We start from the raw sequence: 23,410 nt of genomic DNA, 5'->3' as shown, positions 1-23,410 counted from the left end.
TATTGACTTAACAGGCTAAATCGTGCCGTCATCAACGGACAATAGACTACTGATGCTCAGGTGCGCTATCATGCACCATGAGTAAGAAATCGCTGATCCTTGCTCTAGTCGCAGCTCTTGCCGCCCATGCGACGGGCGCTCTGGCCGATGTGTCGGCCGGGGAGAAAAAAGCCGAGCTATGTGTGAATTGCCATCGCGTGGACAACTCGCACAGCGCACCGCTGCTCGATGGGCTGCCGGCTGCCTATCTCCTTAAACAGTTCGCGTTGTATATATCGGGTAAGAGGTTCGGACCGGCTATGCAATCGAACCTAGCCGCTGCTTCGAGTGAAGACTTGCAAAGCATCGCTGATTACTTCTCCTCGCGCCCGCCCCTGCGAGCAGTCACCAAGATGACGGCAGATCAACAGACACAGGATGCCGGTTCGACGATGGCTCGCACTTTGGATTGTTCCGATTGTCATGGGGCGGATTATCGCGGGACAAAGGATGTACCGCGACTTGCGGGGCAATTGCGGAATTATCTCGCCTTCCAGATATCAAAAATGCAGCGCGATCACACACTACATCCGCCGATGTCGTCAACGGGACAGCTAATCCCGCAACCAGAGATCGAGGCGCTTGCGACTTATTTCGCAAGCTTAGAGCCATAGTCGGACGTTTTGCGCCAGCCGCCCCGCCATCTTGTCGCCAGCGCTCGTCAGCCAGGACGTCAAACTTTGAGTGAGACTGCCCACGTGTTCTACCGAGGACGACGTTTGGAATGGTACCGCTCCCAGTAATCGCCGTGCAATGACGATGCGTATTTCTGAGTGATTTTTCAGCGACTAAGGCGCGAGATATACCTTGTGGGCTAAAGACACCATTGGACGAGCATTTGTGGATCATGCTGGCAATTCAAAAGGACCGTTCAGGTTCTTGGTCCGCTCAGGGTCACAAGCGGCCCTTAACGAGATTGGGATGAAGGTGAGCTACGGGCCCTAAGCGGACCTCAGTATGTGAAAATGTATCTGAGCGTGCCTCTGCGGCAGCGAAGCAAAGTCCCACACTGGTTCGGCCTAGGTGGGAACTGCCTCGATGACTTGGAAGTTCGCGCCCGCACGAGCAGTGCCGCGCGTCTCGAATCCGGCTGTTCGGCAAAGCGCAGAATACTCGTCGTAGGTCCGTTCCAGCGCGCCGAGCATGACGAGCATGTTGAGGTCACTGAATTTCGAGTTTAGCCCCTCGTTCGGCGGCTCCACGACACGTTCAACGAGCAGCAATCTGGCGTCAGCCTTCATAGCGCGGCGGCATGTCTTCAGGATAGAAATGGCTTCTTCGTCGTCCCAATCGTGAATGACCGCGCGCATCACATAAGCGTCAGCCCCCTCCGGGATCTCGTCAAAGAAACTGCCCCCAACGATTTCGCATCTGTCGGCGACTCGATGTTGGCTCAGAACTTCGGTCGCATTACCGACCACGTGCGGCTGATCGAACAGCGTTCCGCGCAGGCTTTTGTGTGCGGCGAGAATTCCCGCCAGTAGCTGACCTTGACCGCCCCCGATGTCGGCGACGTGCCGGAAGCGACTGAAGTCGCAGGCGGCGATGATAGCTTCGATGGCTCCGCGAGAATTGGCCGTCATGGCTCGGTTGAAAATCGCATTCTCATATGGACGGGTGCTGCGATACGCCCATACGCTCTGACCGTTGAGATGCCGAAAGGCATTCTCGCCAGTGCGAACGCTGTGTTCAAGATGGCCCCAGGCCTGCCATGCATAAGGTCGGCCGACATATGCGGCCCACCCGTCGAGTGGAGTCGGCGAATCAGAACGAAGACACTCGCCCATCGGGGTGAGCGAAAACGTTCTGTTCTCGGCCTCATGGAAAACACCGGCTGAAGCCAGTGCCCGCAAGAGGCGATAAAGTGTCCTCGGATGGGATTCGCTGAGCCGAGCAAGTTCGTTACTGCTTAGCGGCCCGTGACTAAGATGATCGGCTATGCCGAGCCGGGCCGCGACGTGAATGGCCTGTGAAATTTGATAGCCATTGATCAGCCGCATAAGGTCCGAGAAAGCATTTGTGGTCATGGTCTCGTCTCCTTCCTGAGCTGGCCGACCGAAAAGGGGTCAGAAGCGGCCTTAACGAGATTGCCGTGAAGGTCAGCTACGGGCCAAAAGCTGACCCCAGTCGTTTGACGATTATCGGGTGCGAGAGATCGACGGACCTGTCCACGAGCAAACGCTCAAGAACGCTCTTCCCGCTCGCGATCTGTTCGTCGAACTCCCTGACTGAGTAGTCCTCACCACGCGGCTTATCCGAGGAATAGAACGCAATCCAAGCGGTAAGCCCGTCGCGACATGCTCGCGTGGAACATCCAGTAATTCGCCTTGTGGCATGGCTACGCCGGGAACCCTGCTTTGGTGTAGCCTTCTTTCAGGCGCTCGATATCAATGGCGCGGCGTAGTGGCGCAAGCGAAACCAAACCCGAGGCGGTCAGGGACGGATCGAGTTCCATCGCCTTCTTTGTTGCAGTTTTCGCCGAGACAACGTCGCCCGCCAAAGCCCTGCTGATCGCCAAAAGGCGCCAACCCACCATAAGATTTGGGCGCTCATCGATTATCCGTTGCGCGAGACGTGCCGCTTCCTCGAAGTTTCCCAAATACACATGAGCGAATGCCGAAATCATCTTTCCTTGAAGCATCGTCGGCTCACAAGGGCTGAGGCGCTCCCATTGGCGAACGTCGGCTAACGAAGATTGATGATCGCCCAACCATTGATGGGTCCAAGCGCTGTAACTCCAGCCACCAGCGTAGTTTGGGTTAATCGCGAGACCCCGCCTAATGCATTCTGCGGCAAAATCTAGCTCGCCAGCAAGATACCCAAGACAATGTCCGCCACGACACAGCGCTGTCTCGTCCGTCGGACCTAACTCAATGGCCCGGCGTGCAAGGCGGATAGCCTCCGTCGTATCTTGCGCGACATCTGCCAGCCAAAAGTTCTGCTTCTGCATGGCAAAGATTATTGCCGCCATCCCATACGCCGAGGAAAAATTTTGATCCAGGTCAATGGCCTTGAGGAAATGAACGAGAGCAACGTCGTTGCTCGACTTGGTCTGCTTCCAGTGTTCCGACAACCCTCTCCAATAGCAGTCGTAGGCGTGCAGGTTCGTACTCGGCTTTCGATTTGCGCGTTCAATCTCGGCAATTTGTACATGCGTCAATAATCGATTGAGAACACTTGTCGTTATTTGGTCTTGAAGTTCGAACACGTCGTGCAGTTCGCCATCGAACCGATCGGCCCAGATATGAGCACCGGTAGCGCTGTCTATCAGCTGACCTGTTATTCGTACTCGACCACCTGCCTTGCGAACGCTGCCTTCCAAAACATAGCGCACGCCAAGCTCTGAGCCCACTTTCCTAACGTCAACGGCTTTTCCCTTGTAGGTAAAACTTGAGTTGCGAGCGATAACGAAAAGGGTCTTGAACCGGGAAAGCGCTGTGATGATGTCTTCCACCACACCGTCCGCAAAATACTCCTGCTCTGGATCCCCGGACATGTTTTGGAACGGCAGCACTGCAATAGATGGCCTGTTGGGGAGAGCGAGCGCGGAGGGCGTCGCTTTGATGGGCGCGACACTCTTAGCTTCAGCAACGGCGAATACCTGCACCGGCCGGGCTATGTTTTTCAGGAAGACCTCACCTTTGTCGTCAAACGTGGTCTTAATGCGGTCGCGGATCTGGTCATGCACGGCGCGTGAGATAGAAATGCCACCGGGTGCAGCGATGCTTTCCAGCCGCGCCGCGATATTGATGCCGTCGCCCATTAGGTCTTCGCCCGTTACCAAAACGTCGCCGACATGAATGCCTATCCGCAGCCGCATCTTTTGGGCGTCATCGAAACCAGATGCCACTGCCTCAGTCTCTGTCTGGATTGCGAGTGCACAGGAGACCGCCTGAACCGCGCTGGCAAACTCCGCCAGGAAGCCGTCGCCCATGATCTTGAATAGGCGGCCGGAATAACGGTCAATATTGGCTTCGATGATGTCGCGCCGCAGCGTGCCCAAGCGCGACAGCGTGCCTTCCTCGTCGGCGCTCACGAGCCGGGAATAACCCACCACATCAGCAGCGAAGATTGCTGCCAGTCGTCGTTCAGCCCGTTCCGTGGTCAAAAGAGCCCCTGAAATCCAGAAGTCCGCCTTACTCCATTAAAGCATGGCGGAGCGCAATCGGGCTAGGGCCCTGAAGTCCGTTCCGGGTCAAGATGCGAAGAATTCAACCTCAGCAAATCTGGTCCGCCATGCCTCACTGAGCGGACCTCAACGAGGTGCGCCTCTACTTCGCTTAAGGGCCACAAGCTGCCCATTCGATGCTAACGCGTCACTGCGTTCACGGCGGCAGAATTGCTGCGACTGAGCCGACGGCTTCCCTGCTAGCGGCTGGCTGATAGGCTCGGACGAAAATGAAACGAGAGCTCACGGGTATATCCGCTTCAGGTCGACCGTCCTGCCCGATTAGAATTAATCCGGCGCCGCCGTTTGCCACATTCAGAATAATCGGCTCACCGCTCCAGGTTTTGATGGGGTCCATTCCGATGATGAGAAATTCGCCTATAGGTTGGTCGAAATATTGGATACGCAATTGTGGGCCAACCTCTGCCGCAGCAAGTTGAAAGCCGAGCTGCTGGACGCGCGCGTAAACGTTCGCCAAGGTCACGTTATCGGACGTGAACCCAAGCTGCGCAGGCGACAGATCGACGAGCTCCACATTTGTCTTCTGAGAGCTAACGGTGAACGTCGGCCGAGCAAGGACTTCGGCGGCCTGACCACCGACACTGCAGCCCTTGCTATCGAGCTCGTTGCGCAACTTAAGAGGGTCGGCGAAGGTACCTATTGTAATCGTCTTCCATGTCGCGACGTCGCGAGCGGACCCGATAGGCTGTTGGGACGCTGGGGCCGAGTGCGTCTTGAGCTTCAGTTGGTTCTGCAAGACATCGCGGGCTGTGCATTGAGCGGTCGCGTTGCCCGCGAAGAGAACGACGCAGGCAGCCCAGAGCATGGAAGCCAAAACGTAGCGGCAAATTCGCGTTGCGCTTGAATAGCCATTACCCGCCGGGCACCGGGCTCGGCTTCTGAAAAAAGACATGGCGGACAGCTTTTTCTGAAGCGTTGGACACAAAAAGCCCGCCTCCGAGTCAATGGGAAGAACGGAGGAAAAATGTCATCAACGAACATTCCCCCGACTTTGAAATGCGTCCGGAGGCGGGGCCTGTGGCTAGAAAGTATTCCAATTGCCAAAATGGCAGGTGGCAGTCCGTAAGCCTGGTGACCCACCCGCCCCATCAGCCCTAAAAGGGATGATGTCACTGAAAGGTAGCACTCAGAGCAAACCGACTCAACGCCAAAGTCGGCTTCGGGTCAAAGGCTGCCTTAGCCTTCTTCCAGAAGCGGGTCGGCTCACCTTCCCGAAGCGGCCGTCGCAGCGTCCTGAGCTGAGGTCAGTAACGGGCCACAAACGAAAGTACGCTGGGTCTCAGACTTGAGAGCGCGACAAGTCCAGCGTGAGGGAGACAACCACCAGCGTAAGAAGGAACAGAGCAAAGATCGATATTTTCACGCTTCGTCCCCAGTCGGTGACCGCCCGTGCCAACCACAAAATGGCGACCAGAGACAAGCAACCGGCGACACCGATGGCTGGGGCGTCCGGCTCGCGAGTAAGACCCAGCGGGAGCTTCAGTCCAATGTAGATCACGAACCCTGCCATAAAGATCGACCAAGCCATCCATCCGACCGAAAGCGCTTCCTCTAGCGATAGCCTTCGACCAAAGAACCACTGAGCGCGCGACACCATGAATGCAGAGGCGGCGAGCACGGCCGCAGAGACGATTCCTAAGTGTTCAGCAGCCGTCATGGCGTTCCTAGCGTGGAGTTGACTACATCTAGTTGTGCCAACCTAAGGGTTCGTTACTCTCGGCCATTTCACCCGGTGTGCGCTAGACACTCCCGCAACAAGCCAGTCGAGTAGCCGTGGGTGATATGCGCGTTGGCGCGGTACGTCTCGTCTCGCATCAGCGCGGTACTAAGCTTCGGCAGATTGTAGAATGGTACGCCCGGAAAGAGATGATGCTCGAGGTGATAGTTGACGTTGTGAGGAGCGAAGAAAAGCCGCTCCCACCAATAGGGGATGACGGTGCGTGTGCTGCCGAGTTCTTCTTCATAGTCCATGCTGCCGAAATGCTCTGCGACGCTGCGGATATAAAGGAACAAGAGGAACAGTGTCATGTAAGGCACAACCCAGTAGAGCAGGAATCCCTTCCAGATACCAAGCATGCTTATCAGCGTCGCCGCACCCAGATAGTATCCCAAACGCAGCAATCTATAGCGAGTTGTTTGCTTAGTTGCCGCAACTCTGGGCCAGATGTGGACCAAATCGCGCAGAGAGCTAACAGCGAGAAGGTAGCCCAAGAGGTTCAAGGACATTACCCAAGCTCTCTGCGGGAACGTAAAGGCTGTCGTGCCGAGCTTGGCCGCCCAGTCGGGGTCTCTGTCAGTGTTGGTGTGCTGATGATGCGCTAGGTGATTCTGACGATAGCCTTCTACGGTCGCTAGCATTGGCCAAGCGAAGAAAACATCGGCTATGGCATCGGCCGTTTTTCGGCTCTTGAGAAAACGGAAATGCGCTGCTTCATGCGTCAAAACACCCAACCCATGCATGCGGCCCGCAATCACTGCGGCCGCCAGGAGGTAAAACCAAACCACGCCAAAATAGCTGCTGAGGGCGATTGCGGAGGCAATCACAGCCCAATCCAGTGCGACGGCCGCGACCATCTTCCAGGGCTGGACGATCGACAGCTTCTTGAGGTTGTCTGAATCGATCGAAGCCCGATAAACATTCATGATCGCTCGCCCGTTCGCTTGGCTCGAACTCATTCCACCGCGGTGGCTGCAGTATTCTGTAAATATTTAACGTCGTCCGCAAGGTTCATTGTTTTCGCTCGAAGAATCGCTCCCGATTAGGTGGTCTCTTTCATGCTACCGGACCGACGTTGCTTGTGATCCAGGTACCTCCGTTATCTTTTTATCCCAGAGAGCCGGCCGCGGCTGGGTCCGTGGAGCTATGACCCTGGGAAATTTCCCAGATGTCAGGCCCGCAGAGTCCCGCTAAATGTCTCCCTGCAAGGTGCGGGAGCGGAACGGGGAGATGGAAGAACTAATTGCTCAGCTTGAGAAGTTCCGAGCGGAGGCAGGGTATTGTTCGCAGTTGGCCAGGACAGCACCCGACAGGCAGACGCGCGCATTATTCGAGCGGCTCGCGGAGGGGCTTAAGCAAATGATCCAGGACATCGAAACCACCATCGCGGCGCGAACGAAGCTGAGCGGTCGGTGGGAATAGCTGTATGGCCGGTCCCACGAGGAGCGGCAGGCCGTCCGCGAGCGCGTCGTCAAAAGCAGTGGGTCTCAAACCCGGCCGCGCCGCCATCTCCTTCATCACTCCAAGGAGCGGAAGCGCCGGAGGTTGTCCATCATGCCCTGCGGTGAGCTGGAGTGCCTTTCAGAGGTTTGCCCGAAGCTTAGGTTGGAAGCTTACCCTTCCCCTCCATTGTAAGCCGATCTCGCTCGGCTCAGTGCCCCTTTACTTTCGGCTGGATTCTAGAAAGGACGCCTCGGCGGAAAGCGGTCGAGATACCTGCGCGCTCAAGCTGGAGGATTCCTTGCGCTGGCGGCTAATATGCGAACGCATGTGCCGAGCGTGCGGGATTTTGCGTACGAGAACAAAACAAGAACTAGGTCGCGCGCAACTGAGCGGCCGCCGCTCAGATTGTCAGCTTGAAAGCTCGGAAGACGTCCTCCGAGGTCGCTGCCGGGGTGGCGGCCGCCGACAACCGCGCAGCGCCGAATGCGACCATAGGATTCGCGGCACCGTCGTCGGCGTAGGAATGCGAATCCAACGACCCCAGGTCCCGGCAGAGATCGGCGAAATAGACGAGCAGAACGCTCCCGAGGAAGAAAAGCTTGATGTCTTCGCAGGCTGCGGCACCGAGCGGACTGAACTCGAAGGCCGGCGGAAGAAAAGCCCACCACACCAAGGGCAACGTCACGACGGCCGCGAAGGCGCCCGCCGGCTTGCCTCCAAGGAATCCCGAGACCAAGACCGCAGGGAAGAAGGCGGCGAAAGCCAGTTCGAGACCCAAATCGACCAGGATCATCTGCGCCGCGACCGAAGCGAGGACGAGCAGTAGGCTGGCCGCGAAGCTGCGCCACGACCAGGGTTCGATCCGAGGCCATCGTTCCGGAAGAGTGACCGAGCTCCTCATCGACGCGCTCGCCGTCCTACCAGAAGTTACACCGGCGCGGCGGCCGAGGCGGCCACGACGGTATGAGCAGACTCTCAGTGCAAACACCGAGGGAGGCCATTTCATCCCGTGAGAGCGGCCTCAGCCGCGGGGCGTCGGCTGGGCCATCCTTCTCCCTGGGCGGTCCTAACGTTGCTTTCAGCAATTCTGCAAACCGCGTCATGAGTAGTGCAGAAAGCCTAACTGCCGCAAGCACCGTTCATTGTGCGCCGCCGCATCCTTGGCGCCGCAAGGCTCGAGCCTGGACGATGGCTTCCATGAAGGTCAAACTTCGTCGCGTTCATTCGCCCTGTCTGGCGGATGAAACCGGCTCTCTTTACGCTTGATCTCGGCCGCCCGCACCTCGACCGACATCTGCGTACGCCCGAGCTCTTCGGCGATTTCCGGCCACGATTTTCCCGACGCCTTCATCCGGAGCAGCTTTGCTTCTTCATCGGCAGACCAGCGACGGCGTTTCAATTTCTTCCCCAGATTTGCCGACTGCAGTCGCGCCGCAGGTCTCTTTGCAATCGACCCTGCTAATCTTGGCGCGTCGCGGCTATCAGTTTCAGCTCGCCAGGCGCTGATCCTAATGGATCGTTCTCCGCTGACAACCGCTTCCCGAGATCGCATGTCAGCCCGCGAGGCATTCAAGTGGGCCAAGCAGCCAATGCCCCCTTGCGGACATGCAGGTCGCGTGCCTTCATCTCCACCAAAAGCGTGGGGCTCGCCAGTATTGCGACAACGCTGCGCGAAATCCCTGGGCCGGATTGGAGTGCAAAGCAATGACGGGAGATCTATGGGCTTTAGTCGCGGCGATTTTGCTGGCTACTGTTCAGCTCACCCTTTCCAGTGTGCTGACACTACGCCAGCTAGGAGGCGCTTGGGTCGCCGGGCCCCGTGACGAATCGCGCGAGGTTACAGGTGTCAGCGGGCGCTTCGTTCGTGCGCACCGCAACCTGCTCGAGATATTTCCACAGTTTGTTGCCGCGCTGTTCCTAGTGCATGCAGCTCATGCTGATGGATCATTGTCCGTAGTTGGAGCTTGGGTGTTCGTCATTGCCCGTATCTTTTATATTCCTGCCTACGCGTACGCCCCCTCAGGTGTGCGGCCAATCTGTTGGCTTGCCGCACAGACGGGCATTTTCGCGATTCTGGCCGATCTCTTTTTCTGAACGCGGGCGGCGGCAGCACGCGTAGCGAATGCCACTTGATTGCGCTCCGTCCAAGGCAGGGGCTCGATCTCTCGCCGAAGAGGCAACGCTCTCTTCCAGCGATCACCCGATGCCGGAGGTGACTGTGGACGACACCTCCGGCCGAAAATTCCATTTGACTCCCCCGTGATAGGTTGCTTGAGCTAAGAAGGAGTTGTCGTGCTCTCGATCATGGACCTCGCCGCCGTGCTGCTGACGCTCTCGGCGCTATTCGGCTGGCTCAACCACAAATTCCTGCCGCTGTCGCACAGCGTCGGCCTTCTGGTGATGAGCGTCGTCACGTCGCTGATACTGATCGGATTGGACGCCGTCTTCCCAGGACTGCGCCTGCTCGACCAACTCTCGGACGGCATGCAGCGGATCGACTTCGCCGAGATCGTCGTCAACGGGATGCTCGCCTTCCTGCTCTTCGCGGGCTCGCTGCACGTCGATCTCGCCACCTTGCGCAGCCGGGCGGTCCCGGTATTCCTGCTCGCGGTCTTCGGGACGATCATCTCGACGGCAGTCGTCGGCGTCCTGTTCTGGGGCCTCGCCCGGCTGACCGGATTTCCCGTACCGTTCGCCTGGGCGCTGGTGTTCGGCGCGCTGATCAGCCCGACCGATCCCGTCGCGGTGCTGAGCACGCTACGCAACGCGAACGTGCCGAAGGAACTCCAGGTCGAGACCGAGGGCGAAGCGCTCTTCAACGACGGCGTCGGCATCGTCCTGTTCACCATCCTGCTGCGCTTTGCGGCATCCGGCGAGGGAGCGTCGGTTTCCGCGAGCGAGGTCGGCGAACTGCTGCTGCGGGAGGCGGGCGGCGGTATTCTGCTGGGAGTTGTCACCGGCTACGTCGCCTACCGCGCCATGCGCCTGATCGACGACTACGCGGTCGAGGTGCTGATCACCGTGGCGCTGGTGACCGGGACCTACGCACTGGCCTCGCACCTCCACGTCAGCGGTCCTCTCTCCATGGTCGCGGCGGGCCTTCTGATCGGCGACCGCGGGCCGCGCTACGCCATGAGCGAGCGGACGCAACGCTACGTGTTCGCCCTCTGGACCGTCGTGGACGAGATCCTCAACTCAGTCCTCTTCCTGCTGATCGGGCTCGAGACGCTGATCCTGCGTTTTGACCCCCGCACCCTTCTCGTCGCCACGGCGGCCGTGCCGATCGTTCTGTTCGCGAGGTTCGTCTCGGTGGGAGTGCAGCCGCTCCTGTTCGCCTGGACCCGCATGCTCTCTCTCGCCAACGCCCCGTTCCTGACCTGGGGGGGCGTACGCGGCGGCATCTCCGTAGCGCTGGCGCTGTCATTGCCGGACACGCCGGCGAAGCCGCTCATTCTGACGGCGACCTACGCCGTCGTTCTCTTCAGCATCATCGTCCAAGGATCCACGCTCGGGCTCGTCGCGAGGCGGACCGTCCGCTCCGGATCAAAATCGGATCCTTCAGTTCAGCCGGATATGACGTCGCCGTCCGCGCCCCGTGCGCGCCAGTAGCGTTGACGGAGCCGCGGCGCGATCAGCAAGGCAATCGCCGCCGACGCCACGACGCTGATCGCTATCATCGTCGGGATCGCCTCCATCGCATCCGACTGGATCGGAGTGAGGAGGATCACGACCATTCCCGCTCCGAACAGCACCGCCTGGACCATCATGAAGACCATGGCCGCGATCTGAAGTCTCACCGACATGGAAGCTCTCCCGACATGCACCTATCGGGACAACGGGCGCGGCTGCGGCGGGTTCCGACGAAGGTTCGGACCGGCCTAGGTGAGGGAAACAGTGCCGGTGGCCCTGTGTGACTTCTGGTCGCTGAACTGAATTTTGGGGCAACCTGCTTTGCGCTATCTACCGGGATGACCGACGAGGATACCCGCAAAGAACCATCGAAGCCTCCAAAGACGCCGCGCGCAAGCTCGGCAGATCGTCCAAGAATACATCGACGACCAGAAGGCGCTCATCAAGAAGATCCGTAAGGAGCAGTAGGCAGGCTCGGTCCAATTCAGATAGCCGCATGGGCTCGAAATGAGGGCCGCTCCGTCCCGCACAGCCGGCGCTGCCGCAGCGGCCGAGAGGCGGAACCCGGAGTGCCTAGGAGTCCGGGCGCCGCCTCGCCACGCATCGGCGCCGAAGCACTCGATGCAGGACAACCTTAGATCCGGCCCCGCGGTTCGCTTTGACGCATCGCAATTTCCGGAGAGGACCCTAGGTAATCATCCGCAATTCCGAAGGCGTCCTTGAAGGCGCATAGTCGGCGCATGCAGCGCCAAATCCTGTTCAAGTGCCCGCGCACGGGAATGAACGTCCAGCTTCCGCTGGACCAGGACGCGCCTGAGCCCGGGAAGCCAAAAGACACCTACGTCTCGGTGTCGTGCCCGGCCTGCATGTCTCTCCACTTCGTCAACAGCGCGACAGGCGCGGCTCTTGGCGGTCTCGCGGGCGATGCACCGTTGATCCGTGCACAGGACGCGACCTGATCCGTCACGTCCTCGACGTGATGCAGCAGGAACGCCAGCCGTTCATCCTGATCATAGATCGGCGAGTTGATCGGCTGCCAGTGACGCTCGGCGAAGGAGCCGTCCGGCTTCTGGATGTCGTAGCGTTGCACCGCCATGGCGTGGGCCCGGCCGGTTTGCGCCACCCTCTGGAGAGGGGCGAACAGATTGCTGACCCCGTCAGCGAGAGGGTCATCCGGATTGTCTGGAAATACCTCGAAAAGAGACCGGCCCACCACCCGGCCCGGGTCGGTCAGCGTCGCCTTCGCGTAGGCCATGTTGATGTCGACGATGCGCAGGCCGGGACCGGGGTCCAGCAGCATGTATGGGTGCGGCGAGTCGCTGAAATCCGAGAGATGCTGCTCCCGGAGATCGGACGGGTCGTCAGCCTTCCGGCTCGGCTGCCCGAGGGGATATGTTTGAGCTCCCACCTCCTCGGCCTGAAGTAGCGCCAGTTCGCGCCTGTTGGCAGCCAGCAAACGTCGGAGCGTCCGCTGCAGAGCAGGGTTCGTTCGTGTCGGCGAGCAGTTTCTCGAAGTTGGCGATGTTCTGCTCGCAGATGAATTTCTTCATACGTCGCCGGTAAAGAGGTGTGCCGCGGGCGAGTAATATGCCCGAGGATGTCGCCGCATGCCACCTCAACAGCGAAAGGGGGCATGCGCGGGCGCCGCGATAAACCGTCCCTCCGGAGCGGCGGGAGCGCGCCGAACAGCCCTCGCCCGATTGGAACAGGTGGATCTTCGGCCAGTTGGCCCGGTGCGGCGAAGTGTTGAGGAGCCTTGCGATGCTCGAAACGACCGACCTGCTGGTAAAGTGCCCCAGGTGCGACGCTTGGCCCATGTCCGTCTGCATTCGGAAGAGCACGTTCGCACAACCCGCGGTCGCCTTCCGCTGCCCAAAATGCGGCAGCGAAGAACCTGGGCGGCTCCGCCGTGGAGCCCCCTCGCTGGCCGGCGCGCAAAACGGCTCCGATGCGGCCTGAACCGCGGTCCTTGCAAACTGGTCGATGCGACCATTGACTAGCTTGCTCTCCGGCGATCGGGCCGATCTGCTTCCCTCCTCACGGGAGGATGCGGACATGAACATGTGGACCGGAGCTGCGATGCTGGCAATCGCAGCGATTCTCGTTCTCATCGGCCGCCCGAACAAGGCTGGCGAACATCCAAGATTGCTGCGATTTAGCGCGGCGATGGTGCTCTATCCGCCGATCGTCTTAGTTTTCATAAGTCTCGGCGCAGCGGCTGTCATTTCAGACCTGCTGACGAAATGACGAGACGCCTCAAAGGCTGATCATAAACCATGCACGGCAGGACCTACGCCAAGGCTGCCGCTTTGCGGGTAAGGGGGCCCGTTTCCCGTGTCACAGTGTCCTGTCAAGTGAGCTGGGTGTCGTTTGGTGCTCTATTAGCCTGTGTACCCAATACGCGGCTGGCCGCGTGAAGTCCGGTCAACGTCGAACAGCAATAGAAAAGCGGACGTCTCTTGGGGCGCTGAAGGGCCGGAAGCGGCCTCAACGTTTATGGCCTTCTCGACGTTCGAAATTGAAGCAAAGAAGGTCGACCTCGCCCTTAGCGATAGGTGCCCGAAAAAACCGGCAGGTAAATTCGGCCTGCATTTTGCCCGGAAGTTCGGGAGCCCTGCCCGCCAAAAAAATGCAGTCCCTACACGTGTCTGCATGGTGGGAGTGCTGAGTGATGTCCAAACCATCCAAGACCTGACGGAGTATGTCTCGAAACTTATTTGCACCAAGCTCAAGTCCGTAGATTGCATTCACAAGCGGCTTAATTGGATCGCGTGCCAGGATCCTCTCGCCTTGCGGCGTTACAACCAGAGTTACTGACCGTTTGTCTTTAGGAGAACGCCTGTGCTCCAAGTACCCCCTCCCCTCCAGATCCTTGACCATCTGCGACACGGTGGCCCGAGTAACGCCGACGAACTGAGCTAATGCGGAAGGGTCCGTGAGAACCGATTGGCACGAGCCAGAAACCGCAAGGCCATCCAGTCTCGATCACGCAATCCCTGTCGGGTATCATCAAAATGCCAAGTATTTCCCACCTGCACCAGCAGATCGACTGCTTCCCGAGCTGCCGTAATCATTCCCCACCCTGCTGACATGTCCCACTTCACGATCATGACGACAATTGGCGGTGCACGTCTAGCTGGGAGAGGTCAACACATACGTAGGTTTTGCAACCATGACTTGCGCGTCAGCAATAAATTGCAACTAGTTGGCCGTGAGAAATCAACGCGGCGACTGCACCCGAGGTGTGGCCCTTTTGGAACTGCATGCCGGTCGGAAAGCTTCACGTTCCAGGCGGCGACTGGATTGTAACCGATTGAGATAACCGTACCTGTACAGCTTCAGTCTGCCGGATGATGGGAGGGCCGGCCCGTCTCCTGGCGATCACACGCTTAAACCCCAATCCATGCAGGTCGAGCCCGCCGAGGATCGCATCGATCACATGGACCGCGATGTTCTCGCTTGACTAATCCTCCAGGCAGTTCGGCAAGAGCGTCAGCTGGGATCTGTCCCCGCCTTCAACGGAGCGTCCATCCGTATCCCTCGCATCAGGGGGCGCGAAGGGTCCGCCGGTAGATCACGTCCCCGTCGCTATATGCCATCAGAAGTGGAACTCAGCCGGGATACCATTCATCTAGCCCGTTACCGAAGGATGTTGCGGATGTGCCACGCCATGATCGCGGCATAGACAAGGATGGCGATCCCAATTCCCCAGGCCAGTTGAGGTGTGGAAAGCGTCGCTCTAGTTAAGAAATAAACGATCCCAAACAGGACGACGACACCAAGCAACGACGGCACATGTCTCATGCTCGCCAGCATGATACACCGACGCTTCGCAATCAATCCCGGAGGGACGGGAGTGATGCTGGCCATTACCGAAACAACCGATTGAGCAACGTAGAGCACTCGTCCGCCCCATGATCAGGGCAAGCGTGTCTTTTTCGCGGCGAATCGCGCGACCGCCGGGAGAACGGGTTCGGCGCACCGCTCCCCGCACCCTCAGAAAGTAGCTTCGCTCAGCTTGCCATCCGTGCAGCGGTCAGGTTCGGCGCAGACGAGCCGGGGACGGGTTGAATTGTCGATTTCGCGAGGTATAAAGGCATCGGGTGATCGCAGCTTGAAGCAGCGACAGGTTGAGCGATGGTCGGGCCGCCTCGCGGAGTGCGCGCGCCCTATGGAAAAGCCATCCTTTTCAGGAGACCTTCCACGTAGCCAACGACTGGCCGAACACGCCCTGGCGACGCTACAAGGATTCCTGCACGTCGAGGCCGTGAGCGGAGGCGTGCTGCTGCTCGCCGCCGCCTTCGCACTGGCCTGCGCCAATTCGCCGCTTGCCCGCGACTATCACGCCTTCTGGAACTTGCCGCTCACGATCGGCGTCGGTGAATTCCTGTTCTCGAAGTCGTTGCACTTTTGGGTCAACGACGGGCTGATGACGGTCTTCTTCCTGGTCGTTGGAATGGAGATTCGGCGCGAGATCCACGAAGGCGAACTGAGGAGGCTCGACCAGGCCGCCCTGCCGCTGATCGCAGCGGCCGGCGGCGTCGTGGTCCCCGCACTCATCTACCTAAGTCTCAACAATGACCCTGTCCGGAGCCACGGCTGGGCCGTCCCCACCGCGACGGATATCGCCTTCGCCGTTGGAGTTCTCGCTCTGCTGGGACGTTCCGTCCCGGCCAACGTGAGGGTCTTCCTGCTGGCGCTCGCGATCATCGACGACATCATCGCCGTGCTGATCATCGCCCTGTTCTATACGGAAGGCCTCGCCTTCAGCGGCTTTGTGGTCGCTCTTCTCGGCGGCTTGATGATTTTTGGCTTGCAGAGGATCGGGGTCGGCGCAGCGCCCATCTACGTCGTGCCGAGCTTTGTCGTCTGGGTTGGGTTTCTAGTCGCCGGCGTCCACCCGACATTAGCTGGAGTGGTACTCGGTCTAATAACGCCGGTCCGACCCACGCCGATGCGGGAGCTCCCCTTGGAAATGGCGTCGCGCGTGCTCAGGCAGTTGCGCGGCAATGACGCGGGGCAGAGAAAGGATCCGCACAGGCTGAAGCAACCTTTGCGGGAGCTCCGCGCGGCTCACCGCGAGATGCTGCCGCCCGTGTCGCGCGTGCAGATAGCGCTCCATCCATGGGTCGCCTACGTCATCATGCCCATCTTCGCTTTAGCGAACGCAGGCGTCGGCTTTACCGGTGCCGACCTCACATCATCCGCACATTTCGTGATGTGGGGCACCGCGTTGGCTCTCGCCGTTGGCAAGCCAATCGGCGTAGTCGGGGCCACTTGGATCGCGGTACGTCTCGGCTGGTGCCGGCTCGCCCCGGGCGTTTCATGGGGCGGGGTCTGCCTGGTCGGATTATTGGCCGGGATCGGCTTCACCATGTCCATCTTCATAGGAACCCTCGCGTTCTCCGACGAGACGTTGCTGGCAGCGGCAAAGCTCGGAGTTCTGTCCGGCTCGCTCATGGCCGCTACGCTCGGCCTTGGCTGGGGTCTCTTTCACGCTCGCCGCACCTGAGGCATTGCCGATGACCTTCAGAGCTCCGCACGTATCCTTCGTGTCCTTCTCCGTCGAAGTTTCAACCTCTGGAATCGTCCAGGTGATGATCATCGAGACGGATTTGCACCTGAACCCGCATCATCCTTCCTACAACCGTTCAGCGGTCGAGCGTCTGATCTCGGCCGCGCAGGACTATGCCCGCACCAACATTGAGGGGCCTTCTTCGATACGGGTCATCTCCACCCGAAGCGGGGAGATCTGATCATCACCATTCGAGCCGATCGGTCGCCGAGTCGAGAACCGCTCGGCACCTTCGCAACCCCGAGCTCCGAAGACGCGCGAAGCGCGCCCCGATGCGGCGCTGATGCAGAGAGAAAGACCGACATGCAAGACGAGCGGCAGTTCGACATCTTGTCTCCGGACTTCCACGCGAATCCTTTCCCCACTCTGGATCGCATGCGAGCGCAAGGGCCGGTGGTCGAGCTGAAATTACCCATCGTAGGCCGGACTTTGCTCGCGACGACCCATGAGAGCTGCGCGGCACTGTTGAAGAACAACCAGGATTTCGCGCGCGACCCCGCCAACGCCGGCAGCAGGACCCAGGAGCGGATATTGAGAGTCCTTCCCAGGACGCTCGGGCTTCTTGCGTCGAACATGCTGGGCCACGACGATCCGGAGCATCGCCGTCTCCGCGGACTGGTCGACAACGCGTTCCAGAGGCGCACGATCGCGACTCTCAAGCCGATGATCGTCGAAATTGCCGACCGGCTCCTGGACAGGCTGGAAGGAAGGCCGGAAGCGGATCTGATGGCCGAGTTCTGCCAGGACCTGCCGCTTTCGGTCATCTGCGCCCTGCTGGGGCTTCCGGAGAGGGATCACGATCGATTCAAGAAATGGCTGAGCGGACTGAAGGATACTGCCAATATTCTTGCGGTTCTCCGCGCCCTTCCCGGTGTGGTCAGCGTCGTCAGATACCTCCGGCGCGTCTCGCGACCCGATGGCGGGGCCAAGCCCGAGGGGCTGATCGCTGCGCTGCGCGAGGCGGAGACGAAAGGTCAGACGCTCAGCGAGGACGAAATAGTCTCCATGATCTTCCTGCTCTTCGGCGCGGGACAGGAAACGACGACGCATCTCATCTCGGGCGGGCTTTTCGCGCTGCTGACCAATGAGAACCAGTTGGCTCAATTGCGCCAGGACCCGGGCCTGATGCCGACATGTGTCGAGGAGTGCCTCCGCTACGTGTCCCCCGTGCAGATGACGAAGCCGCGCTTCGCGACCAGAGACCTGGAGTGGGAGGGGCGACGGATCCGGCGCGGCGAGATGCTCGCGGCGTTCCTTGCGGCCGCGAACTGCGATCCGGCGCGGTTCGAGCGGCCTCGCCAATTCGACATCACGCGCCACCCCAATCCGCACCTCTCGTTCGGCACCGGCGTGCACTTCTGCCTCGGATTCCAGCTCGCGCGTGCGGAGGCATCTATCGGGATTCAGCGGATCCTTGATCGCTTTCCCTACCTGCGGCTCGCCACCGGACCCGCAGAGATCAGGTGGCACAAGCGGCTTGGCATCCGGGCATTGGCGCGATTGCCGGTGCGACTGGCGGCGTAGCGGTGTCGCCCTAGGCGAGGGAAAGCGCTCCGGCGGAAGGAACTTTCGGATTGTGTCCGCCAAACTAGATCTGAGTCAGGTTAGATCGCCCCTTGCGCGCTGATCTCCAAGACACGGCCAGTCGGAATCCGAACATAATCCGCGGCATTACTCGCGCCGCAGGCGAGTGCAATGAACAGCCGGTCCTGCCACCGCGGCATTTCCGAGCGACCGGTTATCCTGAGCGAGCGCCGCGATACGTAGAACGAGGTCGACACGATCTCGAACTGCCATCCGGCCTTGCGCGCGATGGCGAGCGCCCGGAATATTCGGCACGTCCATGAAGCCGAAGCGTATCTTCAGGCGGAGAATGCTCTCGCTCAGCGACTCCATGTGAAACTCGTTCTTCGACCGAAACATGCGGAGTTTTACCTTCGAACTCGAGGGCCGGCATTCTAGGTTGTGCCATGGCCGCTTATCGCTTGCAGATGACGCGCGTCGTCCGGTAGCCGCACTTGCCACCTTTGGCCTCATATTCCGGCGCGGCCATGGTCACGAAATGGCGACACGACTTCTTGGCGATAGCCGTGATATCGCCATTGCAATCGACGAAGTCGGTGTGATGCTTGCATTCCTCTTCGTGCTCGCCTTGGCAAACCAGGAGGTCACTCCGCCGCCCAACAACATAGTGAAGCGCCGTCCAGATGAACATTGCCACAATCCCGAGCAGAACAGAAATCGTCACAACCCGCGCAAGTCTCGTCAATTCTACTCCCCAACGTGCAAGTAGTGGTCCAAATCTGCACCGCCTCTCGCGTGAGTGAACCAATGAGCGGCGCGGCCAGCAGGCAATTGGAGACATCGGAGCCCAGGTGCGAGCCCCGATGCAAGCCAGAGGGCCTGCAGCGCACACTATCATTGAGCAACTCTTTAGAACAAACAACATCTGTAAGGTGAGTGGACCTTGCGGTATGGCATCTGACAGAATGTTCTTCGAAGCTCTTCAACTGAAGAAAATGACGGTGATCACTACGAACAATGGAAGCAATATTCCGCCAGACCAGCGCATGTAGCCGAAGAAGCTCGGCATCCGGGATGCCTCGTTCTTCGCAGACGGGGAACAGACGTGTCTGGCTTGCCAATTCGCCAAAGTCCGCTGGCTATCACCATCTTTCGCTACGCATGTAAGGGCTTGTCTCGGAAATCAGTCTGGGATCGGTATCATTCCGATATCCAGCCAAGCAACTTCTCTGGACGCAGCCGTCAGCGCGTTGAGGCTTCGCATGATTGATCCACCACATCGCGATTGCCGCAATTACCATCGTGATCACTTGGAGCTGCAACCTTTCCATTCCTATGAACCTGTAAGCCGCACATCAGGGGCGCCGACCGCTACCTAAGCAAAGGCATAGTCGGCTTCCCATTCAACTCTTCGGGGCAGCTCCTGGCTCCCTCTGCTTTCTCAAGTTCCATCGCTTGGTTCGCAATCGAAACCAGTTGGCCGCAAGGAAGGAGGAGACCATTGTTGCGGAAATCGACGGAAGCGCGAAGCGGCTGGTTCAAGCAAAGGTTGCAACAGTAGCAATTCAAACAATACTCGTCGCAACCACTCAGAAGAAGCGCACCCCTGCCGTCAAGGCAAGTAACAAATAGCCGCGAAGCTGCGGACGCCGGCGTTTCTTGGTACGTTTCCGTTCCGACGAAGTCCCCCAAGGCCTGCGATACGGATGGCTGCGATGCGCCGATCGGTCGTGCGTTCTTTTGAGCGTCAAAACACTTCCTCGGGGTACACGCCCCAAAGTCTGGTTTGTCGAATGTAACCGGAGAAGGTTTGTGCTCGGGCATAACACCAAAGGCCAGCGCACGTATCTACCGTAACAAGAACGCGCGGCTCGACGATCGCCGTGACTGTTGAGTTAAAACTGGAATTATTTCGAACACGCACCGGCTTGGCTGCTGACCACGGAGCGATCAGTGCGGTCCTCCGACCGGACAGCAATGCGGCCAGAATCCAGCCTTCTTGGCCATCGGCATCGCGAATGCGTCGCCAATTGCCGAACTCCGCGAGGATCTCGACGGGTAGATGGCGGCGAACGAACGTCCATCGCAGCGGGTAGTCGACACTCGGCCCAGCGCGGACGTTGGCCGGCTTGCTCTTGACCGAGACGAAGCGGGGTATCGGAAGGCCGCTTCGGGCGCCAAGCTCGGAGCCTGACGCAGAGCCGGCCAAACATCCAAGCAAGATCGACACGAGAACTACTTCGGCCCCAATCACACTTCGCAAACGCCGCGGATCGCGCGACTCCCATTTGAAACTTCTTGATCGTCCTGACGGGTTCAAATGCCGGTCCTTCTCCTGATGATGCAGAGAGGCTTGCGACGATCGAGAAGAGTCCCGAGGATGAGATCCCCGGACGGGCCCCATCTGAATCCTCGCTGCCTGCCCCGAAAGACTGCATACACGGTGCGCGAGCGAATTGAGATCGAGTTTTGTACGGTAGAGCACCAAGGGCGCGACGAGATCGAAAAAGTCGGGCGCTGTAGTTAACCATCCTTGCAGACTCGCCAAGCTTATGCCGTCGTTCGAGATTTAATTCGATCGCTCCAGGCTTCTCAAAATCCAACCAGACCTTCATGCCGCAGATGCCTTGCCTTGGCTTCATCCGAGTCTCGTCCTTGGCGTGCGTGGCGCTGCTGGCGGCTGGTTCGGCAGCCATCGGCTTTCCGAAAGCGCATGCTGATGTCCCTGATGCGATCAGCCGGTTTCTCTCATCGACAAAAGGGGCGTCGCGTTCCCGGATCGTTGCGAGACTTCGCGGGTCCAGCCTTCGAGGTCGAGGCCTCTTCTCGCTCATCCGACGGGAGATGCACCGTCCGCAGCAGGCCTCGGCAGCTTGAAAGAGACAATCCGTCTTGCCCGTCAGGGGAGGGCGGAGACGGCGATGGAACGCAGCGAGCGAATTCGCGATCGTGCGAGTCGAAAGCTGGCGAAGTGGGTGATCCTGCGTTCCAATGACGATGCGATCGACTTTGATCGTTACGCCTCATTCATGCGCGCTAACCCGTCGTGGCCTAGCCTCGATCTGTTTCGAAGACGTGCAGAAGCCAGGCTCTGGTTCGACCGGCGCGAGCCCGGAACCGTTCTGACGTTCTTCTCGCGGCGGGAACCGTTGGGACCGCTGGGCAAGCTCGCGCTTGCACGGGCATTGTCGGAGCGTGGCGGTCAAGCCGCGGCCCGAAAATACGTCCGCTCCGCCTGGCACAATGGTTGGTTCTCCTCGCCGTTGGAGGCGCAGATACTGGTGCGGTTCGGGCACCTCCTCACGGCCGCCGATCACAGGGCCCGCATGGATTCGCGTCTTTATGCAAACGACATCATCGGAGCCTTGCGTGCGGCGAACCGCCTCACCGCTGCCGACCGTGCAATTGTGAAGGCGAGGGCAGCCGTCATCCGAAACGCCAAGACCAGCAGCGCCTTGCTCGACGCGGCGTCGCTGACGGCAGGCGCCGATCCCGCCTTTCTTTTCACCCGCATCCAGTGGCTTCGGCGCAACGACCGCATTGAGAAGGCTGCCCAGCTGTTGCTTTCGGGCGGCCCTCGCCTATCCGTTGCCGATCATGCCGACACATGGTGGGTCGAGCGCCGCATCCTGGTGCGCCGACTGCTGGACGATGGCAAAGTGCAGCTCGCTTACCGAATTGCCCGCGATACGGCTTCCCCTTCCAGAGAGAGCCTCCGTGTCGATCAATCGTTTACGGCGGGCTGGATCGCGCTACGATTTCTGAACGACCCCAATCTGGCCGCACCGCACTTCGCGCGCATTTCTGGGAAAACGACCCATCCCACCTCGCTCGCGCGCGCGGCATACTGGCTCGGACGTGCCGCAGAGGCGGGCGGGCACAGCAAGAAGGCGCGCGGCTATTACGCAGCCGCATCGCGACGCGGCTCCGCCTATTACGGCCAGCTGGCCAGTGCCCGATTGGGCTATCGCGACCTTTCGCTACCTCAACCGCCAGGCCTTGGTCCGAAAGAACGCGCAAGATTGTCCAAAAATGATCTCGTCCGCGCCGTCGAGTTGCTCTACGCGACTGGCAACAGCGATCTGGTGATCCCGTTCGTCGCCGACGTAGGCCGTACGGCCGACATTGGCCTGCTGGCCTTCATGGCAGAAACCGTCGCCAAGCGGCGGGATGCACGCGCAACCCTTGCGGTCGGCAAGAGTGCCCTCGCGCGTGGCCTTGCCCTCGATCGGTATGCATTTCCCAATTTTGGCCTGCCCAACTATGCCTCCGTCGGATCGAAGGCGGCTGCAAGTCTCGTCTACGCAGTGGCGCGGGCAGAAAGCGCCTTCGACAGGCGCGCACAATCCGCGGCAAAAGCCTCGGGATTGATGCAGGTGACGCCCGCAGCAGGCCGTACGATTGCCCGTCGGCTGGGTATCGCGTTCGACCGCGGGCGGCTGCGAACCGATCCAGCCTACAACGTGCAACTTGGATCAGCCGAGCTTGCCGATCTTCTCAAGACGTATGATGGGAACCACGTCCTCGCCTTGTCGGCTACAATACGTGGGCGCGCCAAGCAATGGATCGCACGCTACGGCGATCCTCGTGATCCGACGGTGGATGTGATCGACTGGGTCGAGCGTATTCCTTTCACCGAGACGCGCATTTACGTGCAGCGGGTGATGGAGAATCTTCAGGTTTATCGGTCGAGCTTCGACGAGCGCGCGCCTCCTGGCATCGAAGCGGACATGCCAGGTGCTTACTAGGGATGGGCCGCTTGTCATTCGGAGACGACCGCTTGCACAAGCGATGATCGTGCCTACCCGGCATGCGCGCTAATCCGCTTTGTACGCTACCATCGGCGCTCGGAAGGTTTCGACAATCGTGCCTATGCGTGAGGTGACAGGCATTGGGGATTCCGAGGATATTCGCTGCCCAGTGTAATCAGCAGCTGGTTCGCTCGGGGCGCGTTCTATTTCTATGTAGAGATGCCCTCCCACCAGCATAATTCCTGCGCACTCAAGCGCTAAACACACCGCAACGAGATCCCGATAGTCTTGCATCCGTCACGACCCTGTTGACAGAAAACGCGTCAGTTCCTTGCTCCTGCCGAATGGATCAATTCAGGCCCGAGATGAGACCGGCAGCTCCGAGACCCATGAACGACAGAACTATTGGAAGATGCAGCACCAGCGCGGCGTCAAAACGCACAAATCTTGGATGTTGCGCCCTACAAGCTTTCAATTGAGCAACAAAAACTGATCCGAGATCGTGCAATCAGGCTGTCATCTCCGAAAGAGGGATCGGTACG

At 59.5% G+C, this 23,410-nt stretch carries 23 protein-coding genes; 8 read left to right on the top strand and 15 right to left on the bottom strand.

All coding sequences use genetic code 11. The features are described from left to right. The first annotated feature begins 77 nt into the window (after positions 1-77). Entirely contained in the window at positions 78-653 is a 576-nt protein-coding gene (locus AC066S_RS23325; protein ID WP_135171775.1) for a c-type cytochrome, read from the top strand. A gap of 405 nt (positions 654-1,058) precedes the next feature. On the opposite strand, the gene AC066S_RS23320 is transcribed toward AC066S_RS23325, so the two are convergent. From AC066S_RS23320 to AC066S_RS23290, 7 genes are all read right to left on the bottom strand, one after another. After that, positions 1,059-2,066, bottom strand: a complete 1,008-nt coding sequence (locus AC066S_RS23320; RefSeq protein WP_478270691.1) for a methyltransferase — start codon at positions 2,064-2,066, stop codon at positions 1,059-1,061. Positions 2,067-2,377: 311 nt separating this feature from the next. Further along, positions 2,378-4,147: an adenylate/guanylate cyclase domain-containing protein gene (locus tag AC066S_RS23315; protein ID WP_167767834.1), complete on the bottom strand. Its 1,770-nt coding sequence runs from the start codon at positions 4,145-4,147 to the stop codon at positions 2,378-2,380. 217 nt (positions 4,148-4,364) lie between these two features. After that, the gene (locus tag AC066S_RS23310) at positions 4,365-4,841 is read right to left on the bottom strand and encodes a hypothetical protein (RefSeq protein ID WP_347338990.1); all 477 of its coding nucleotides are present in this window, start codon (positions 4,839-4,841) and stop codon (positions 4,365-4,367) included. Positions 4,842-5,507: 666 nt separating this feature from the next. Then, positions 5,508-5,885 carry a hypothetical protein gene (locus AC066S_RS23305; protein ID WP_135171805.1) on the bottom strand — a complete coding sequence of 126 codons (378 nt, stop codon included), beginning with the start codon at positions 5,883-5,885 and terminating at the stop codon, positions 5,508-5,510. 68 nt (positions 5,886-5,953) lie between these two features. Then, the gene (locus AC066S_RS23300; protein WP_478270690.1) at positions 5,954-6,871 is read right to left on the bottom strand and encodes a fatty acid desaturase family protein; all 918 of its coding nucleotides are present in this window, start codon (positions 6,869-6,871) and stop codon (positions 5,954-5,956) included. A gap of 917 nt (positions 6,872-7,788) precedes the next feature. Beyond that, entirely contained in the window at positions 7,789-8,181 is a 393-nt protein-coding gene (locus AC066S_RS23295; protein ID WP_135171791.1) for a DUF4118 domain-containing protein, read from the bottom strand. Positions 8,182-8,592: 411 nt separating this feature from the next. Beyond that, positions 8,593-8,787 carry a helix-turn-helix domain-containing protein gene (locus tag AC066S_RS23290; RefSeq protein WP_135171792.1) on the bottom strand — a complete coding sequence of 65 codons (195 nt, stop codon included), beginning with the start codon at positions 8,785-8,787 and terminating at the stop codon, positions 8,593-8,595. A 305-nt stretch (positions 8,788-9,092) separates the two neighbouring features. On the opposite strand from AC066S_RS23290, the gene AC066S_RS23285 reads away from it, so the two are divergent. Together AC066S_RS23285 and AC066S_RS23280 are read left to right on the top strand one after the other, a co-directional pair. Then, positions 9,093-9,482: an MAPEG family protein gene (locus AC066S_RS23285; protein WP_167767827.1), complete on the top strand. Its 390-nt coding sequence runs from the start codon at positions 9,093-9,095 to the stop codon at positions 9,480-9,482. A 198-nt stretch (positions 9,483-9,680) separates the two neighbouring features. Next, positions 9,681-10,997: a cation:proton antiporter gene (locus tag AC066S_RS23280; protein WP_135171794.1), complete on the top strand. Its 1,317-nt coding sequence runs from the start codon at positions 9,681-9,683 to the stop codon at positions 10,995-10,997. Here AC066S_RS23280 and AC066S_RS23275 read toward each other — a convergent pair. After that, a complete protein-coding gene (locus tag AC066S_RS23275) occupies positions 10,952-11,191 on the bottom strand; it encodes a hypothetical protein (protein WP_135171795.1) in 240 nt (79 codons plus the stop codon). The genes AC066S_RS23280 and AC066S_RS23275 overlap by 46 nt on opposite strands. Positions 11,192-11,856: 665 nt before the next feature. Beyond that, positions 11,857-12,474 carry a PAS domain-containing protein gene (locus AC066S_RS23270; protein ID WP_347338989.1) on the bottom strand — a complete coding sequence of 206 codons (618 nt, stop codon included), beginning with the start codon at positions 12,472-12,474 and terminating at the stop codon, positions 11,857-11,859. 599 nt (positions 12,475-13,073) lie between these two features. Here AC066S_RS23270 and AC066S_RS23265 point away from each other — a divergent pair. Next, positions 13,074-13,265, top strand: a complete 192-nt coding sequence (locus AC066S_RS23265) for a hypothetical protein (RefSeq protein ID WP_478270689.1) — start codon at positions 13,074-13,076, stop codon at positions 13,263-13,265. Between the two features lie 240 nt (positions 13,266-13,505). On the opposite strand, the gene AC066S_RS23260 is transcribed toward AC066S_RS23265, so the two are convergent. Together AC066S_RS23260 and AC066S_RS23255 are read right to left on the bottom strand one after the other, a co-directional pair. Further along, positions 13,506-13,907, bottom strand: coding sequence for a MarR family winged helix-turn-helix transcriptional regulator (locus AC066S_RS23260; protein ID WP_235885031.1), 402 nt, complete (start codon positions 13,905-13,907; stop codon positions 13,506-13,508). 750 nt (positions 13,908-14,657) lie between these two features. Beyond that, positions 14,658-14,921, bottom strand: coding sequence for a hypothetical protein (locus AC066S_RS23255; RefSeq protein ID WP_135168495.1), 264 nt, complete (start codon positions 14,919-14,921; stop codon positions 14,658-14,660). A 268-nt stretch (positions 14,922-15,189) separates the two neighbouring features. Between AC066S_RS23255 and nhaA the strand changes: the two genes are divergently transcribed. The 3 genes from nhaA (at position 15,190) to AC066S_RS23240 (ending at position 18,117) form a co-directional block, all read left to right on the top strand. Continuing rightward, positions 15,190-16,530 (top strand): Na+/H+ antiporter NhaA, encoded by a 1,341-nt coding sequence (gene nhaA / locus AC066S_RS23250; protein ID WP_135168496.1) that lies wholly within the window; start codon positions 15,190-15,192, stop codon positions 16,528-16,530. 10 nt (positions 16,531-16,540) lie between these two features. After that, positions 16,541-16,774: a hypothetical protein gene (locus AC066S_RS23245; RefSeq protein ID WP_135168497.1), complete on the top strand. Its 234-nt coding sequence runs from the start codon at positions 16,541-16,543 to the stop codon at positions 16,772-16,774. A 122-nt stretch (positions 16,775-16,896) separates the two neighbouring features. Continuing rightward, positions 16,897-18,117, top strand: coding sequence for a cytochrome P450 family protein (locus tag AC066S_RS23240; protein ID WP_478270688.1), 1,221 nt, complete (start codon positions 16,897-16,899; stop codon positions 18,115-18,117). A gap of 80 nt (positions 18,118-18,197) precedes the next feature. On the opposite strand, the gene AC066S_RS23235 is transcribed toward AC066S_RS23240, so the two are convergent. From AC066S_RS23235 to AC066S_RS23220, 4 genes are all read right to left on the bottom strand, one after another. Continuing rightward, a complete protein-coding gene (locus AC066S_RS23235; RefSeq protein WP_430644547.1) occupies positions 18,198-18,374 on the bottom strand; it encodes a KUP/HAK/KT family potassium transporter in 177 nt (58 codons plus the stop codon). A gap of 197 nt (positions 18,375-18,571) precedes the next feature. Next, positions 18,572-18,808 carry a hypothetical protein gene (locus tag AC066S_RS23230; protein WP_478270687.1) on the bottom strand — a complete coding sequence of 79 codons (237 nt, stop codon included), beginning with the start codon at positions 18,806-18,808 and terminating at the stop codon, positions 18,572-18,574. Between the two features lie 291 nt (positions 18,809-19,099). Continuing rightward, a complete protein-coding gene (locus AC066S_RS23225) occupies positions 19,100-19,165 on the bottom strand; it encodes a transporter permease (protein WP_235885048.1) in 66 nt (21 codons plus the stop codon). Positions 19,166-19,864: 699 nt separating this feature from the next. After that, a complete protein-coding gene (locus tag AC066S_RS23220; protein ID WP_209311834.1) occupies positions 19,865-20,347 on the bottom strand; it encodes an SH3 domain-containing protein in 483 nt (160 codons plus the stop codon). Between the two features lie 691 nt (positions 20,348-21,038). Between AC066S_RS23220 and AC066S_RS23215 the strand changes: the two genes are divergently transcribed. Next, positions 21,039-22,865: a lytic transglycosylase domain-containing protein gene (locus AC066S_RS23215; protein WP_235885032.1), complete on the top strand. Its 1,827-nt coding sequence runs from the start codon at positions 21,039-21,041 to the stop codon at positions 22,863-22,865. Positions 22,866-23,410 lie beyond the last annotated feature (545 nt).

This window comes from Bradyrhizobium sp. CFUWI, assembly GCF_056429085.1.
This window is presented reverse-complemented; position numbering and strand designations above follow the sequence as displayed.

Excerpts from the sequence above, each read along its gene's own strand:
- AC066S_RS23325 (WP_135171775.1), top strand. The coding sequence starts at position 78 with ATGAGTAAGAAATCGCTGATCCTTGCTCTAGTCGCAGCTCTTGCCGCC.
- AC066S_RS23320 (WP_478270691.1), bottom strand. The coding sequence starts at position 2,066 with ATGACCACAAATGCTTTCTCGGACCTTATGCGGCTGATCAATGGCTAT.
- AC066S_RS23305 (WP_135171805.1), bottom strand. The coding sequence starts at position 5,885 with ATGACGGCTGCTGAACACTTAGGAATCGTCTCTGCGGCCGTGCTCGCC.
- AC066S_RS23300 (WP_478270690.1), bottom strand. The coding sequence starts at position 6,871 with ATGAATGTTTATCGGGCTTCGATCGATTCAGACAACCTCAAGAAGCTG.
- AC066S_RS23295 (WP_135171791.1), bottom strand. The coding sequence starts at position 8,181 with ATGATCCTGGTCGATTTGGGTCTCGAACTGGCTTTCGCCGCCTTCTTC.
- AC066S_RS23285 (WP_167767827.1), top strand. The coding sequence starts at position 9,093 with ATGACGGGAGATCTATGGGCTTTAGTCGCGGCGATTTTGCTGGCTACT.
- AC066S_RS23275 (WP_135171795.1), bottom strand. The coding sequence starts at position 11,191 with ATGTCGGTGAGACTTCAGATCGCGGCCATGGTCTTCATGATGGTCCAG.
- AC066S_RS23265 (WP_478270689.1), top strand. The coding sequence starts at position 13,074 with ATGAACATGTGGACCGGAGCTGCGATGCTGGCAATCGCAGCGATTCTC.
- nhaA (WP_135168496.1), top strand. The coding sequence starts at position 15,190 with ATGGAAAAGCCATCCTTTTCAGGAGACCTTCCACGTAGCCAACGACTG.
- AC066S_RS23245 (WP_135168497.1), top strand. The coding sequence starts at position 16,541 with ATGACCTTCAGAGCTCCGCACGTATCCTTCGTGTCCTTCTCCGTCGAA.
- AC066S_RS23240 (WP_478270688.1), top strand. The coding sequence starts at position 16,897 with ATGCAAGACGAGCGGCAGTTCGACATCTTGTCTCCGGACTTCCACGCG.
- AC066S_RS23230 (WP_478270687.1), bottom strand. The coding sequence starts at position 18,808 with ATGTTCATCTGGACGGCGCTTCACTATGTTGTTGGGCGGCGGAGTGAC.
- AC066S_RS23215 (WP_235885032.1), top strand. The coding sequence starts at position 21,039 with ATGGAACGCAGCGAGCGAATTCGCGATCGTGCGAGTCGAAAGCTGGCG.